General features: G+C 65.1%; 12 protein-coding genes. 3 read left to right on the top strand and 9 right to left on the bottom strand.

The window, feature by feature from the left end:
* Positions 1 to 3: 3 nt before the first annotated feature.
* Positions 4 to 1389 (bottom strand): ATP-binding protein, encoded by a 1386-nt coding sequence (locus J3D60_RS06435; protein WP_253490493.1) that lies wholly within the window; start codon positions 1387 to 1389, stop codon positions 4 to 6.
* Positions 1390 to 1536: 147 nt separating this feature from the next.
* Between J3D60_RS06435 and J3D60_RS06430 the strand changes: the two genes are divergently transcribed.
* From J3D60_RS06430 to J3D60_RS06420, 3 genes are read left to right on the top strand one after another with little or no spacing between them, the layout of a single operon-like run.
* Positions 1537 to 2706 carry an efflux RND transporter periplasmic adaptor subunit gene (locus J3D60_RS06430; RefSeq protein ID WP_253490492.1) on the top strand — a complete coding sequence of 390 codons (1170 nt, stop codon included), beginning with the start codon at positions 1537 to 1539 and terminating at the stop codon, positions 2704 to 2706.
* 2 nt (positions 2707 to 2708) lie between these two features.
* Positions 2709 to 5822 carry an efflux RND transporter permease subunit gene (locus J3D60_RS06425; protein ID WP_065941665.1) on the top strand — a complete coding sequence of 1038 codons (3114 nt, stop codon included), beginning with the start codon at positions 2709 to 2711 and terminating at the stop codon, positions 5820 to 5822.
* Entirely contained in the window at positions 5819 to 7204 is a 1386-nt protein-coding gene (locus tag J3D60_RS06420; protein ID WP_253490491.1) for an efflux transporter outer membrane subunit, read from the top strand. The genes J3D60_RS06425 and J3D60_RS06420 overlap by 4 nt, the downstream gene beginning before the upstream one ends.
* Before the next feature lie 7 nt (positions 7205 to 7211).
* On the opposite strand, the gene J3D60_RS06415 is transcribed toward J3D60_RS06420, so the two are convergent.
* The 8 genes from J3D60_RS06415 to J3D60_RS06380 are packed head-to-tail and all read right to left on the bottom strand — an operon-like array spanning position 7212 to position 15917.
* Entirely contained in the window at positions 7212 to 8399 is a 1188-nt protein-coding gene (locus tag J3D60_RS06415) for a dipeptidase (protein WP_367399678.1), read from the bottom strand.
* 14 nt (positions 8400 to 8413) lie between these two features.
* Complete coding sequence (locus J3D60_RS06410; protein ID WP_253490489.1) at positions 8414 to 10702, bottom strand: TonB-dependent receptor; 2289 nt, start codon at positions 10700 to 10702, stop codon at positions 8414 to 8416.
* A gap of 26 nt (positions 10703 to 10728) precedes the next feature.
* The gene (locus tag J3D60_RS06405) at positions 10729 to 11763 is read right to left on the bottom strand and encodes an ABC transporter substrate-binding protein (RefSeq protein ID WP_253490487.1); all 1035 of its coding nucleotides are present in this window, start codon (positions 11761 to 11763) and stop codon (positions 10729 to 10731) included.
* Complete coding sequence (gene metC, locus J3D60_RS06400; RefSeq protein ID WP_253490485.1) at positions 11760 to 12962, bottom strand: cystathionine beta-lyase; 1203 nt, start codon at positions 12960 to 12962, stop codon at positions 11760 to 11762. Before metC ends, J3D60_RS06405 begins: the two co-directional genes overlap by 4 nt.
* Positions 12959 to 13636: an amino acid ABC transporter permease gene (locus J3D60_RS06395; RefSeq protein ID WP_253490483.1), complete on the bottom strand. Its 678-nt coding sequence runs from the start codon at positions 13634 to 13636 to the stop codon at positions 12959 to 12961. The genes metC and J3D60_RS06395 overlap by 4 nt, the downstream gene beginning before the upstream one ends.
* Positions 13626 to 14369, bottom strand: a complete 744-nt coding sequence (locus tag J3D60_RS06390; RefSeq protein ID WP_253490481.1) for an amino acid ABC transporter permease — start codon at positions 14367 to 14369, stop codon at positions 13626 to 13628. Before J3D60_RS06390 ends, J3D60_RS06395 begins: the two co-directional genes overlap by 11 nt.
* Entirely contained in the window at positions 14362 to 15261 is a 900-nt protein-coding gene (locus tag J3D60_RS06385) for a transporter substrate-binding domain-containing protein (RefSeq protein ID WP_253490480.1), read from the bottom strand. Before J3D60_RS06385 ends, J3D60_RS06390 begins: the two co-directional genes overlap by 8 nt.
* A complete protein-coding gene (locus J3D60_RS06380) occupies positions 15258 to 15917 on the bottom strand; it encodes a class II aldolase/adducin family protein (protein WP_027606698.1) in 660 nt (219 codons plus the stop codon). The genes J3D60_RS06385 and J3D60_RS06380 overlap by 4 nt, the downstream gene beginning before the upstream one ends.
* Positions 15918 to 15931: the final 14 nt, after the last annotated feature.

Genomic DNA, 15931 nt, shown 5'->3' with positions numbered 1-15931 from the left:
GGTTCACAGGCTCCGGGGCAGGCGCAGGGTCAGCCACAGGCCGCCGTAGGGCGAGTGGTCGGCAACCAGGCTGCCATCGTGGGCGTTGGCGATGCTGCGGCAGATTGCCAGGCCCAGGCCGGCGCCGCCATGCTCGCGGTTGCGTGATGACTCGCCACGGTAGAACCGCTCGAACAAGCGTGGCAACTGGCTTGCGGACACGCCCGGCCCGGAGTCGAGAAAGTCGATACGCACCGTGTCGCGGTCGACCCCCACACTGATGCGCAACCTGCCATTGACGTCGGTGTAGCGCAGCGCATTTTCCAGCAGGTTGGAAAACAATTGCTGCAGCCGACTGGCATCCGCCAGCAGCGCCACGGGCTCGCGCGGCAGCTCCAGGTCGAGCTGCAACTGGCGGGCGGCGAAGCGTTCCCGGTACATCGCCAGGCTGTTGTCGAGCACGTCGTTCAGCATGCACGGGGCCTTGCGATAGGTCAGTGCGCCGATGTCCGCCAGGGACAACTCATACAGGTCATCCACCAGCTTGCTGAGCATGCCGACTTCGCCGAGCAGGGATTTCATCGTATTCGGGTCCAGGCTGCGCACACCGTCCTCGATCGCCTCCAGCTCGCCGCGCAGCACCGACAGCGGCGTGCGCAGTTCGTGGGAGACATCTGCCATGAACTCCCGGCGCATTTTTTCGTTGCGCTCCAGGGTATAGGCCAACTGGTTGAAGTCGCGGGCCAGTTGGCCGACTTCGTCGTTGGAGGCCACGGCCACGCGGCTGCTGTAGTCGCCGCTGGCCAGGCGGTGGGTGGCGGCGGCCACGCGCTTGACCGGCTCCAGTAGCGTGCGTGCGATCCACCAGGCAATCAGCATCGCCAGCAGCAGCGAGAACACGCCCATCACCAGGCTGGTGCGCAGCTGGTATTGCTGGAAGCGTTCGCCACCGGCTTCGGTCACGCTCTGGAACGGGGTCACGGCCAGCCAGCCCACGGTTTCGCCCGCGACCACAATGGGGCTCACCAGTGCATCCTCACCAATCGCGGTGTAGCCGGTGACGCGCTTGCGGTCCTTGTCGAGCAGGGCGATGCGAAATAGCGCACCCGTCAAGTCCGAGGCCAGCGGTGTACGCAGGTCATTGGTGACCCGTTCTTCGTAGGGGTCTGGGCGCATGATGTCGAACCAGCGATCCGGGCGGTTGCGCATGAACGCCCAATTGCCTTCACGCGCATAAGCACTGGCCAGGCGCGGCACCACCGTGGCCATGCGCTCCAGCGCCTGTTCATTGATATAGCCAAGAAACCCGCGGCCAAAACTCCAGCCGGTGGCCAGGCCCATGCTGAGGATGACCAGCAGCACACCGGCCGATACGGCGACAAACAGTTTGGTGGAGATACTCGACTTCATGAACAAGGGCCGTAAAAGAGTGGACCCGCCCATTTAGGGCCCCATGGAGGAAAGATTCAACCCAGGCGGGCAATCTTCAATTTTCCTGCACATTTGCCTAGCAGCATGACGGTAAGGCTTGCACCACCCCGTCTTGCAGAGGCAACTATGTCGACCAAACTTTTCGCCAAATACCTGGTAACCGCCGCGGTACTCCTGTCGTTCATCATTCTGGTGCTGCTCGGCGGCTGCTCGGCTGGCGACCCCGCGCCCGCAGTCGCCACCCCCAAGGTCTCGGTGATCACTGTGCAGCCCAAGCGCCAGGTCATGACCACTGAACTGGCCGGGCGCACCCAGGCGTTTATGGTCGCCGAGATTCGCCCGCAGGTCGGCGGTATCGTGCAGCAGCGCCTGTTTGTCGAAGGCGCCGAGGTCAAGGTCGGGCAGGCGCTGTACCAACTGGATGCGGCACCCTACAAGGCGGCATTGGCTGAGGCCCAGGCGAGCCTGGCCAAGGCGCGCGCCACCTTGAAGTCGGCACAGACCACCGCCGCGCGTAACGCCCGGTTGGTGAAGATCGACGCCATCAGCCAGCAAACCAACGAAGATTCCCAGGCCACCCTGCTGACCGCCGCCGCTGACGTCCAGGTGGCCCAGGCCGACCTCGACACCGCCCGCATCAACCTGGCCTACACCCGCATCAGCTCGCCGGTGGCCGGGCGTATCGAGACGTCCACGGTCACCCCCGGCGCACTGGTGGTGGCCAACCAGGACACCGCACTCACTACCGTGCAGCAACTCGACCCGATCTATGTGGATGTGACCCAGTCCACCACTGAATTGCTCGCCCTCAAGCGCGACCTGGCCCGTGGCGTGTTGCAGGCCAACGGCGACGGCGAGGCCCGCATCAGCCTCACGCTGGATGACGGCAGCACCTACAACCACGACGGCCGCCTCAAGTTCAGCGGGGTCAGCGTCAACCAGGGCACCAGCACCGTGACCTTGCGTGCGGTGTTCGACAACCCCGAGCATGTGCTGCTGCCCGGCATGTACGTGCGTGGCGTGTTGGAGCAGGCCCGGGATGACCAGGCGATCCTGATCCCGCAAAAAGCCGTAAGCCGCAGCGCCAGCGGCGTGACCTCGGTGTTGCTGGTGGTTGACGGCAAGGTCGAGCAACGCGTGCTCAGCGTTGACCGCGCCGTGGGCAACCAGTGGTGGGTGACGGCGGGTTTGCAGGCCGGTGACCAGGTGATCGTCGAAGGTGGCCAGAAAGTCCGCATCGGCGCCGTGGTCCAGACCCAGGCCGCCGATGCCGGTGCCCTGGCGCAGGAGGGTTGAACATGGCGCGTTTCTTTATCGATCGACCGATTTTCGCCTGGGTCATCGCCATCGTGATCATGCTCGGCGGCGCGTTATCCATCAGCCAGTTGCCGCTGGAGCAGTACCCGGACATCGCGCCGCCCACCGTGCGTATTTCCGCCACCTACACCGGCGCTTCGGCCAAGACCGTCGAAGACTCGGTGACCCAGGTCATCGAGCAACAGATGAAAGGCCTGGACAACCTGACCTATATGTCGGCCTCCAGCAGTTCGGCGGGCAGCGCCAGTATCAGCCTGACCTTTGGCGCCGGCACCGACCCCGATGTGGCGCAGATGCAGGTGCAGAACAAGCTGCAACAGGCCGAGTCGCGCTTGCCGCAGTCGGTGCAGAGCGAAGGCCTGACCGTGACCAAGGGCGGCTCGGACTTCCTGATGATTGCCGCCCTGGCCTCGGACAACCCCAGCGTCACCGGCACCCAGATCGGTGACTACATCTCTAGCACCTTGCTCGACTCCATCAGCCGTATCGACGGCGTGGGCGACGTGCAGACCCTCGGTTCGGGCTACGCCATGCGCATCTGGCTGGACCCGGCGCTGTTGGAAAAATACGCGCTGATGCCGTCGGATGTGAGCACTGCGCTGGAGGCGCAAAACACCGAGGTCTCAGCCGGCCAACTCGGCGCATTGCCGGCGGTGAAGGGCCAGCAACTCAATGCCACCATCAGCGCGCGCAGCAAACTGCAGACGGCCGAGGAGTTCCGCAATGTGGTGGTCAAGTCCGGCAGCGACGGCGCGGTCGTGCTGCTCGGTGATGTGGCGAGCGTGGAGTTGGGCAGCGAGAGCTATGACATCAACTCGGCCCTCAACGGCAAGCCGGCCGCCGCCATGGGGGTGCAACTGGCGGCGGGCGCCAATGCGCTGGAGGTGGGCGAGGCGGTCAAGGCCAAGCTCAAGGAACTGGCGCCGTTTTACCCCACCGAAATGCAATTGAAGAACGTGATCGCCTACGACACCACGCCCTTTGTGAGCCTGTCCATCGAGGAAGTGGTCAAGTCCCTGGGCGAGGCCATCGTGCTGGTGGTGCTGATCATGTTTCTGTTCCTGCAAAACCTGCGGGCCACGCTGATCCCGGCGATCACTGTGCCGGTGGTGTTGCTGGGCACGTTTGGCGTGTTGGCATTGTTCGGTTACTCGATCAATACCCTGACCATGTTTGCCATGGTCCTGGCCATTGGCTTGCTGGTCGACGATGCCATTGTGGTGGTGGAAAACGTCGAACGAGTGATGGCCGAGCAGGGCTTGTCGGCCCTGGCGGCCACGCGTCAATCGATGGATGAAATCACCAGTGCACTGGTCGGCATCGCCCTGGTGCTGAGCGCGGTGTTTATTCCCATGGCGTTTTTTGGCGGTTCCACCGGGATCATCTATCGGCAGTTCTCGGTGACCATCGTCTCGGCCATGGTGCTGTCGGTGGTGGTGGCGATGACCCTCACGCCGGCACTGTGCGCCACGCTGCTCAAGCCGGGGCATGCGGTTCAACGGGGCTTCTTCGGTTGGTTCAACCGTTCCTTCGAACGCTGTTCCAGCGCCTATGAAGCGTTGGTCGGCGCTGTCCTGCAACGCTCATGGCGCAGCCTGGTGGTGTATGTGCTGATCGCCGCAGCCATGGCGGCGGGTTATGCCAGCTTGCCTACTTCGTTTCTGCCGGATGAGGACCAGGGCATTCTCATGGCGCAAATCCAGCTGCCGGTGGGCGCTACCGACAGCCGCACCCAGGCGGTGTTGCAGCAGTTCGAGGCGTACATGCTCAAACAGCCGGAAGTCGAGGCGATGATCAGCATCAGCGGCCTGGGCATGGGCGGCAACAGCCAGAACACCGCACGGGCGTTTATTCGCTTGAAGGACTGGAGTGAGCGCTCGAACGATGCCGCCACGATTGCCCAACGTGCCACGTTGGCCCTGGCGAGTATTGGGGACGCCGATGTGTTCGTGATGCAACCGCCCGCCGTGCGCGGCCTCGGCCAGAGTTCGGGGTTTGATTTGCAGCTCAAGGACCTCGCCGGCCTTGGCCACGACGCATTGGTGGCGGCGCGCGAGCAGTTCATCGCGCTGGCCAGGCAAGACCCGCGCCTGCTGGGCGTGCGCAGCAATGGCCTGGACGATGCACCGCAACTCAAAATCAGCATCGATGACCGCAAGGCGGGGGCCCTGAGCCTGAGCACCAGCGACATCAACAGCACCTTGTCCACGGCGTTGGGCGGTACCTATGTGAACGACTTCCTCAACCAGGGCCGCGTGAAGAAGGTCTACGTGCAGGGCGAAGCCCGCACGCGGATGCAAGCGGCCGATCTGGACCACTGGTTCGTGCGCAACAGCAACGATGAAATGGTGCCGTTTTCGTCATTTGCCAGCAGTGCCTGGAGCTATGGCTCGCCGTTGCTGGAGCGCTACAACGGCACATCCTCCCTGGAAGTGGTCGGCGACCCGGCACCCGGTGTGAGCTCCGGCGCGGCGATGGACGCGGTGGAGGCGATTGCCCGGCAACTGCCCGATGGCATCGGCTACGAGTGGACCGGCCAGTCGTACCAGTTGCGTCTTTCCGGGTCCCAGGCGCCGTTGCTGTATGCGGTGTCCATCCTGTTTGTGTTCCTGTGCCTGGCCGCGTTGTACGAGAGCTGGTCGGTGCCGTTCTCGGTGATCCTGGTAGTGCCCCTGGGTATCGTCGGCGCGGTGTGGGCCACACGCTTTACGGGGTTGAGCAATGACGTGTACTTCCAGGTCGGCCTGCTGACCACCGTAGGGCTGGCAGCGAAGAACGCGATCCTGATCGTCGAGTTTGCCAAGCACCTGCAGGAGCAGGGCAACAGCCTGCGCGAGGCGACGCTGATCGCCGTGCGCCAGCGCCTGCGGCCGATCCTGATGACGTCCCTGGCCTTCATGTTCGGCGTGCTGCCCCTGGCCGTGAGCAGTGGCGCAGGTTCCGCCGGGCGCCGGGCCATCGGCACCGGTGTGCTGGGCGGCATGTTCAGCGCCACGGTGCTGGGGATCTTCTTTGTACCGCTGTTTTTTGTGTTGATCCGTCGCCGCTTTGGCCGTGTCAGCACGACGCCCATTGTCGAAAAAGGTGACGCATGACCCGCTTTCTCTTCCCGTTAGTGGCCGCAGTGGTCTTGAGTGGCTGCATCAACCTGGCGCCACACTACCAGCAACCCGAGGCACCGGTGCCTGGCGAATGGCAAGCGGGTGTGCAGGGTGAGGTGCCGGCCGACATCCAGTGGCAGCAGTTCTTTACCGACCGCCGCCTGGCACACCTGCAAACTCTGGCCCTGGCCAATAACCGCGACCTGCGCCTGGCCAGCCTGAATATCGAGAAAGCCCAGGCGCAATACCGCATCCAGCGCGCAGCAGCGTTCCCGACCCTCGACGCCAGCGTCAGCGGTACCCACAGCCGCACGCCGGGCTCGCTGTCCAGCAGCGGCACGGCCGTGACCAGCCACGACTACAGCGCGCAATTGGGCCTGATCAGCTATGAGGTCGACGTGTTCGGCCGCGTGCAGAACCTGCAGGACGAAGCGCTGGAAGACTACCTGGCGCTGACCGAAACCCGGCGCAGCACGCAAATCAGCCTGGTGGCCGAAGTGGCCACCGCCTGGCTGACCCTGGCCGCCGACAACGAGCACCTGCAACTGGCCGAGCAGACCCTGGCCAGCCAGCAGTCCACCTACGAACTGACCCAGCGCAGCCACGCGCTGGGTGGCTCCACGGCGTTGGCCGTGGCCCAGGCGCAAACCACCGTCGAATCGGCGCGGGTCGATGTGGCCGAGTATCAGAGCCAGATCCTCCAGGACTGTAACGCCCTGCGCCTGCTGGTCGGCAGCGAAATCCCCGACGCCTTGCTGCCCGACGCCCACCTGCGATCGGCAGCGGCGTTGGTGCAGGTGCCGGCCGAGCTGCCGTCGAGCCTGTTGCAGCGGCGCCCCGACGTACTGGCGGCGGAGCACAGCCTCAAGTCCGCGAACATCGACATTGGCGCGGCCCGCGCGGCGTTTTTCCCCAGCATCAGCCTCACTGCGAATGCGGGCTCCGCCAGTGCGTCACTGTCCAGCCTGTTCAAGGCCGGCAGCGGCGCGTGGACCTTCGCCCCGAGCATCAGCCTGCCGATCTTCGATGCCGGCAGCAACCGCGCGACCCTGGATGCGGCCAAGGTCGAGAAAGAGATCCAGGTGCAGACCTACCAGCAAACCCTGCAAACCGCATTCAAGGAAGTCGCCGACGCCCTGGCCGTGCGCAGCACCCTGGACCAGCGTCTCACCGCCCAGCAAGCGCTGACCGAGGCGAGCCAAAAGAGCTACGACCTGTCCGACGCGCTCTACCGCGCCGGCTCGCAAAGCTACCTCGAAGCCCTGGATTCCCAACGCTCGCTGTACAGCGCCCAGCAGGACCTGATCACCCTGCGCCTGGCGGAGCAGAGTAATCGGGTGAGTTTGTATAAGGTGATGGGGGGAGGGTGGCAGTAGGTAAAGGCTATAGGGCGGCGGATTGTGCCGCCTGCAACACCCGCAACAAATTCCCGCTCCAGATATTGGCGATCTGCGCCTCGCTATACCCGGCATCCAGCAACCGCTGGGTAATCACCGGCAACTGGCTCACATCTTCCAGCCCGCTTACGCCACCGCCGCCGTCCCAGTCGGCACCGATGCCGACGTGATCCGGGCCGACCACCTCGAGCAGGTGCAGCAGGTGCTTCATGAACACATCGAGGCTGGCCTTGGGTTGGGCGAAGCGTTGGTTGAGGCTGTCGCGCTCCTGATAGAGCGCCTTGACCTGCTCCGGGCTGAGGGCGGCAAGGTTGTGGAAGCGTGCGCCGAGCGCGGCCATGGCTTTGTTGCGGTCCGGGTTGGGCGTGAGGGGGATCAGGTAGTCGCTGTAGGCGTTGACCTGGATCACCCCGCCCTTGGCCGCCAGTTGGCGCACGCGGTTGTCGTCGAGGTTGCGCGGGTGCGGGTTGACCGCGCGGCTGCTGGAGTGGGAGGCGATGAGTGGGGCGCTGGACAGCGCCAGCATCTGGTCGAACACCGCGTCGCTGGCGTGGGACACGTCCAGCAGGATGCCCAGGCGGTTGGCCCGTTGCACCAGGTCGCGGCCCTTGGGGCTCAGGCCTTTCCATTCCGGCAGCGCGGTGGCCGAGTCGGCCAGGTCGTTGTTCATGAAATGCACCGGGCCGAGCATGCGCAGGCCTTGGCGGTAGTAAGTGTCGAGCAACTCGGGATCGGAGCTGAGCGGGTCGGCGTTTTCCATGCTGATAAACACCACGCGCTTGCCCTGGGCCGCGATACGCCGGGCGTCGGCGGCGGTCAGGGCCAGGGCGAAGCTGTCGGGGTTGCGGTCGATCACATCGCGGATGCGGGTGAGGGTGGCCAGGCCATAGGCGCTGGCGTAGGCGCGGCCTTCCTCGGTGCGTGGGCCCTGGGGGGTGTAGACGGCGAAGAAACCCCCATCCAGGCCGCCTTCGCGCATGCGCGGCAGGTCGACCTGGCTGCCGTCCTGGCGGTAGTCGTGGCGCTCGAGGATGTTCCAGCCGGGGCGGGTCAGGGTCAGCGGCGTGTCCAGGTGGCTGTCCAGTACCAGCAGGCGTTGGTGCAGGGCCAGGGTGGCGGGGCTGACGGCGGTGTCGGCGTGGGCCAACAGTGGCAGCAGGGCGAGCAGCAGCATGTACTTGTTCATGTTCAGAACTCCATGCTCAAGGTGCTTTGGAAGGTGCGCGGCGAACCCGGGCGGAACACGGCGGGGCCACTGGTGCTGGTGAGGATGTAGCCGAGGTAATCCTTGTCGAACAGGTTGTCGACGTTGAAGCGCACCTTCACATTCTTCAGCGGGCCGTAGTGCAGGCGTTCGCCCCCCAGATCCAGGTAGGCGTTGTACAGGGTGTAGCCGGGAACCGATTCACTGTTGGTGAAGTTGCTGTAGCGCTCGCCGATATAGCGTGCCGAAAAGTTCAGCAGTGCCCATGGCGCCAGCTCATAGGTAACCCCGGCCTGGGCCAGCCAGCGCGGGCTGTCGGGCACCTCGTTGCCTTTGATCGAAAGGCCGCCGGCGTCGTTCCGGAACGTGGAGGTGTTGTAGGTCAGGTTGCCGTTGAGCACCACCTTGTCGGCCAGGACCGGGGGTTTCCATTGCCCGCTCAGCTCGCTGCCGTAGGCCTGCACCTTGCCGACATTCTGGTAGTAGGTTTCCACCTGGCTGCTGCCGGGCACGGCTGAGGCGAAGGCTTGCAGGCGGTTGTCGAAGTCGGTGCGGTACAGCGCCCAGGCCGCGTTGAAGGTCGGGCGGTTGATGCGATAGCCCACCTCGTAGTTCTTCGCCCGTTCCGCCTCCGGTGGCGGCGCGCTGGGGCTGGCCGCGCGGAAGATGTCGTCGGCGCCACGGGGCAGGGCCATGTTTTCCGAATAGGAAGCAAATACCTGGGTGTCATCGGTGAGGTTGTAGACCAGCCCGGCCTGGGGCAGGAAGGCGTCGTTCCACTGGGTGGCCAGGCGCGGCTGGCGGTCGTTGATGTAGTCGCCGGCGTTGCGATAGCCCTCGATGCGGTACTTGAGGTGCAGGCTCTTGAAACCGAACTGCAGGCGCAGGCGGTCGTCGAGCAGGGTCCAGGTGTCCTTGAGGTGGTACTGCAACGAATTGCGCGTAGAGCTGAAATCCCCTTGCAGGTGCACGGGCTCATTGAGCAACGGCTCGCCGGCCGGGCTGCCGTCGGTGAGGTTGTAGCGCGCCTGCTGGCGGTTGAACACATCGGTCTCGGCCCACACACCGGTGTCGATCTGGTGCTGGCCTATGTCCCATTGCAGCCCGGTGCGCCCGCCGAAGCGATGGCCGCTGAGGGACGACAAGCCGTATTGCACGCCGCGGGGTGCGAACAGGCCATCCACCGTGTTTTCGGCAGTGTGCAGCGCCAGGGAGGTGGCGTAGGCCTCGGGGGACACGCCAAAGCCTTTCTTGGCCTCGTAGTAGAGGGTGGTGTAGTTGAGCAGGTCCGGGCGGATCTCGAACTGGCCGCCCAGGCTGTACAAGGTGTCGCGGCGCTGGTTCACCGCCTGTTTGTAGAACTGGTTGTAGTTGGTGTTGCTGTAGCGCACGCCGGGCACGCTCTCGGGTAAGTCGGGCAGGCTGTCGAGGTAGGCGAAGTAACGGCCCGAGCGACCGAACGGGTCATTGGCGCTGCCGTCGTACTGGGCGCTGCTCACGTAGGGCGAGTCGTAGTCGTAGAACGCGTTGTGCACGGCGCGCAGCCACACCTCGTCACGTTCACCGAAGCGATAGCGCACCTTGGCTTCCAGGTGTTCACGGTCGATGGTGCCGGGGCCGCGCCACAGGTCACCGTCGATTTTCGAGCGGCTGAAGTACGCCGACAGGCCCTGGTATTCACCGCTTTGCAGCTTGACGAAACTGCGCCGCAGGCTGTCGCTGCCGAGGGTGTAGGACAGGCTGGCGCCCGGATCGAGCGTGGGGTTGCTGGTCTGGTAATCCACATACGGGCCCAGGGACGCATAGCCCGATTGCGACACGTCGCCCGCGCCGGTGGAGGCAGTGACCCGCTCGGTGTTTTCATTGTCGACGTAGCGATAGATCGGGCTGCCGCCGAACTGATCGGTACGTCCCAGGGGCACACCGTCGATGGAAAAGCCGATCTGCTGCAGGTTAAAGGCACGCACGAACACCGAGTTGCCGAACTCATACAGGCCCAGCGCATCGTTGACCTGCACGTTGAAGCCGGGCAGCGCCTCGAGCATTTTCAGCCCCGAAGTGCCGGCCGGCGCCGACAGCAACGCCTGGTGCGAGATGCTCAGGGTATTGCTGATCTTGTCTTCGCCAATAGCGGCGCTGGCTTCAGTCACGCGGGCACCGACCACCTCGACTTTGCTCAGTTGCGGTTCGGTGGAGTCGGCGGCCTGCGCCGCCCAACTTGAATCGGCGACCAACAGGCCGGCCAGCAGGGTCTTGCGGTACTGAGCAATCATTGTCTGTCCTTGGCAAAGGTGTGGCGTTAAAGCCCGGCGTGGGCTTGGGCGAGAAACCCGGGTTGGGCCCACTCGTGCACGCTGAAGTCGTTTTGCAGAAAGCCGCGCTGCACCAGGAAGTCCTTCTTCAGCTCCAGGGCCGCCAGGTTCTGCGGCGCCAGGTTCGGCACAAAATCCAGCTCGGCGATGGCGCGGCGGATAAACCCGGCGTCCGGCAGGAAGGTCACGCGGGTGAACAGCTCGGCGGCGGCATCGCGGTGCTGGTTGATCCAGCGCCCGGCGCGGATCGCGGCGCGCAGGAACGCCACCACCACCTGGGGATGCTCTTCGGCAAAAGCGCGGTTGACGGTGGTGGCGTAGGGGCCGTTGTGGTTTTTCAGGGTCCAGTCCGGGTAGCGTTCCAGGTCTTCGATTACCGTGAATTCACCGCTGGCGAGCAGGGCCGGCACATGTCCGGCGGCGACATGCAGCGCATCCACACGGCCTTCGGCCAGGGCCTGCACCTCATGCCCGGGTTGGCCATGCAGCCCATGCAGTTGCGACCAGAACGCCGAAGGCCTCACCGCCGGCAACAAGGTCTGCGGGTCGCCTTCATCCTCCAGCTCGATCAGGCGCACTTGCGACGGCTCCAGCCCGGCCAGTTGCAGGGCATTGAACAGGCCATGCTCGGCCAGCGCCTTGAGCACATCGACCCGCGCCTTGTTGCGGCTCACCGGTACGCCGATGCGCTTGCCGAACAGGTCGGCGACCTGGCGGATACGCCCCTCGGCACGCACCAGGATCTGCCCGGCGCGTTGGGTGGCGGTGCTGGCCACCAGCAACGTATCGGCCTGGTCGGCGCGCGCCCACAAGGCCGGCACCGCGCCGCCATCGCGAATCAAGCGCGCTTCGCCATGGGTGAAGTGCGGCAGCCAACCGAGGTTGTCGGGCAGTGAGCGCAGGTAGATCGCGTCGGCGCCGACGCGTTGGTATTCCTCGTCCAGCCAACCGAGTTCAACGGCAATGTTGGACGCGACCAGCAGCGGGCAAATGCTGTAGTGGGTGGGCAGTGCTTGGCTCATGGCAGACTCCTTGGTGAATGGGGGGTGGCGCTCAGGCGTTCGAGGCCTTGTTGCAGGTCGGCGAGCAGGTCCTCGACCGCTTCAAGGCCCACGTGCAGGCGCAGCAGCACGCCTGGTTCAATCAGTGCCGAAGGGTGGCGTTGCTGTTGGCGAATCAGGCTCTCGAAACCGCCCCAGCTGGCGCCCATGGCGAACAACTGCAGGCTTTCCAGGAAGGCCTTGGTTTGGGGCTCGAAACGCGGCTTTAGAACCACGCCGAACAGCCCGGTGGAACCGAGGAAGTCACGCTTGAACAGCGCGTGCCCGATGGCCCCCGGCAGCGCCGGGTGCAGCACCTGGGCCACTTCGGGACGCTGTTGCAGCCAGTGCGCGACGGTGAGCGCCGAGCGCTGGTGCTGGCGCAGGCGTACACCCAGGGTGCGCAGGCCACGCAGGCCCAGGTAGGCGTCGTCGGCGCTGGCGATATAGCCCAGTTGGCGGACGGTCTCGCGCACCGTCGAATACAGGGTTTCAGTGGTGACGATCACGCCGAGCATGGCGTCGCTATGGCCCACTAGGTACTTGGTGGCGGCATGAATCGAGATGTCCACGCCATGGGCGAACGCCTTGAAGAACAGCGGCGTGGCCCAGGTGTTGTCGAGCATCAGCAGTGCGCCGTGGGCATGGGCGACGCGGGCCAGGGCGGGAATGTCCTGGACCTCGAAGGTGCTGGAGCCGGGTGCTTCGGCGTACACCAGGCGCGTATTCGGGCGCAGCAAGCCGGCGATGTCGGCACCGAGCATCGGCGCGAAGTACGTGGCCTCAATGCCATAGCGCGGCAGGATCTGGTCGAACACCTGGCGCGCATGCCAATAGCAATTGTCGGTCACCAGGATATGGTCGCCGGCCCGCGCCACCGCCAGCACCGCGCCGACAATCGCCGCCAGCCCGCTGGGCATGATCAGCCCGCGAAAGCCGCCTTCCAGCTGCGCCACGGCGTCTTCGAACGCGGCGGTGGTGGGGTTGCCGTTACGGCCGTAGATATGCCCGCGATAATGCGGGTCGGCGGCCTGTTGCAGGTGGTTTTCGAGGGTGCCGGTGTCGGGCCAGATAAAGGTCGAGCTGCGATACACCGGGGTGTTGACGCTGCCTTCGTGGCTGGCAGGGTCGCGTCCCAACTGGGTCAGCAGGGTATCGTCATGCATGGGGTTAGTGCTCATGTGCGCTCCAGCCGTTTGGCCAGGCGGGAGAGGGGGTAGATGTAGACAAAGAAGGCGATGAACACCAAGCCGTAGGCGGGTAGCAGCAGGTCGTTGCGCAGTTGGGTGGACAGGTGCGATTGCACGGTGGTCATCAGCTCTTCCACCCCCAGCAGGTTGGCCAGGGAGGTGGACATGGTCACCGCGCAATACAGGTTCATCCACGGCGCCATCAGGCTCGGCAGGGTCTGCGGGATGATCACGTGGCGCAGCGCCTGGCCGTGATGCATGCCCAGGGCCCGGGCGGCTTCCCATTGCCCCATCGGCACCGCACGCACGGCGCCGCGCACGATCTCCGAGACATAGCCCACAGCGGGCAAGGCCAGGCCCAGCGCGACCTTGAGCCAGTCCGGCAATTGCCACCAGCGCCCGGCCCAGTGCACTTCATAGGGCAACAGGTAGGCCACATAGAACATCACCACCAGCCACGGCAGGTTGCGCAGCAGGCGGCTCAGCTGCCCGGCACCACGGCGCAGGCGCGGCCGGGCGCTGACCTGCAGGCTGCCGAGCACGACACCGGCCAGCGTGGCCACCAGCATCGCGGTGACGCCCATGAGGATATTCAGGCCGAAGCCTTGCAGCAGCGCCGGCGCCCACTGCCACAACAGCGCGGGCCAGGACGGTTCAGGCAGCATCGGGCAACTCCTGGCCTGGCAGGCGCAAGTGGTTTTCCAGGCGGCGCAGCAGCCAACTGCTGGCGCCGATCAGCAGCAACCAGACCAGCAACAGCACCTGCATCATCTCGGCGACGTTAAAGTTGTCCGACCAGATCCGATTGCTCGCATAGAGCAATTCCGGCACCGCAATCGCGTAGGCAATCGAGGTCGATTTGATGGTTTGCACCACCGTATTGCCCATGGCCGGCAAGCTGTTACGCAGCGCCAGCGGCAGCACGATATGGCGCAGTACCGTGGCGCCTTGCATGCCGAGGGCGGCGGCCGCGTCGAGGGTGGCGCGGGGCACGGCATCGATCCCGGCGCGCAGGTTCTCGGCCTGGAACGCGCCGCTGTGCAGGGCGATCACGATGATCGCCCATTGCGTGCCGTTGAGCAGCCGCACGCTGGTGTCGTCCGCCAGCGGCAGCCAGGCGCCGACGCCGAAGTAGAAAAAGAACAGCTGCACCAACAGCGGCGTGTTGCGAAACAACGCGACGTACCCCGCGCTCAACCGGCGCCACAGCGAGCGGCGCGAACCCAGGCCGGCAGCGCCCCACACACCGATCACCAGGGACAGCGCAATACTCGCCACCGACAGCAACAGCGTCAGGCCCAGGCCGAGCAGGAAGCGCTGGCGGTCCATCGGGTCCCACAGGATGCTCAGCGACAGGCCATGCTGTTCCAGCCACAGGCGCAGGTTGGCCTCACTCATGGCTGGCCCGCGCATGCTGCTGCGCTACCCAGGCATTCGGCGCCAGGCCGTAGCGCTGTTCCAGGCCGATGATCACGCCCTGGGCATGCCAGCCTTCGACGATGCTCGACAGCGCCGCCAACAACGCCGGCTGGCCCTTGCGCAAAGCAATGCCCCACGGCGCCGGGTCCTGGCCCGGCAGTTTGACCTCGTAGTCGGCCCATTCCGGCTGGCGCGCCAGGGCGCTGTACAACGCATCGTCACCCATCGCCCCCAGGCAACGGCTGTCGGCCACCGCCTTGCGCACTTCGGCCGTGCCGTTGAACGAGGCGAACTGCACGCCATAGCGCGTCTCAAACGGGCGCACCCACACACTGGTGGCGGGCGCACACAGGGTCTTGCCGCGCAGGCTTTGCCAGTCCGGCACGGCGGTGCTTTTCGGCGCAAACACGGTGGCGGCCGAGCTGTAGAAACCGGGGCTGGCAAAATCCACTTCGCGCCGCCGTGCGGGGGTGTCGAGCAGGGACGTGACCAGCACCTCGCAACGGCCCTGTTCGAGAAACAGCAAGCGGTTCAGCGGATTGACTTGCACAAGTTGCAGCTTGAGCGGCTGGCCGACCTTGGCAGACAGCTGCTGTTGCAGGTCGACGATCAGGTCCAGGATCAACCCGCCGGGCTTGCCTTGGGCATCGAAGGTCTTGAAGGGGGGGAATTCGTCGCTGGTGCAGACGTTGAGGGTGCCACGGGATTGGGCCCGTTCCAGCAGGGGTTCGGCGTGGGCGTGGAGTGCGCCGAATGCAAAAATAACCAACAGCGCCCGCTGCCAAAGTGACCTGTCGTAAGGGCCGGGGGCAAGTCGAATCGTCGCACCGTCCCTCCCACTTTTATCAGGGCGATGAGCGAGCGCACTCATGTCGCACTCCAGCCCAGGCGCGACCGCTGCGCCGCGCCGCTGGGAAAGGGCTGCGGCGTACCGAGCTGCTGCGCCAGGAAGGTCAGGTAGGCCGCTTCTTCCAGGTTCACCAACAACCGCGTCGCTGCCAGCACGTCCCGTTCCGACCAGGCAAACGGCCCGTGATTGGCCAGCAACGCCGCCGGCGCACGCGGATGTTCACGTAACGCCGCCACCACCGGCTCCGGCGCATACCGCGGCCCCCACGCCGTCAGCGGCACCTCCTGGTCTTCATCCAGAATCCCCAGCAACTGCGTGGCGTGGGGACGCAACGCTCGCCCGGCAATCGCGAAGGCGGTGAGGTACGGCGAGTGCGTGTGAATCACCGCATTCACCAAGGGCCGCTCGCGGTAGATCGCCACGTGCAGCGCCGCCACTTCCTTGAGGTTATCGGTGAGGCTGCCCTGGCTGTGTTGCAGGTCGAAATCGACAATCGCCGCCACGCCACTGTCGGCGCCGCTGAGCGAGGCGATCACTAGCCGTGCTTCGCCGGGAATGCGCAGGCTGATATTGCCCGCCTCATTGCTCGACAACACCTGGTGCTTGATCAGCAGTTGCTTGGCCAGGGCAAAGTCGTGTTCGAACACTTGGGTAAAACGCACAGGATCAAAGCTCATGGGAACTCCTTGGT

Source organism: Pseudomonas sp. S3E17, from assembly GCF_024168685.1.
GTDB lineage: Bacteria > Pseudomonadota > Gammaproteobacteria > Pseudomonadales > Pseudomonadaceae > Aquipseudomonas > Aquipseudomonas marginalis.
This window is presented reverse-complemented; position numbering and strand designations above follow the sequence as displayed.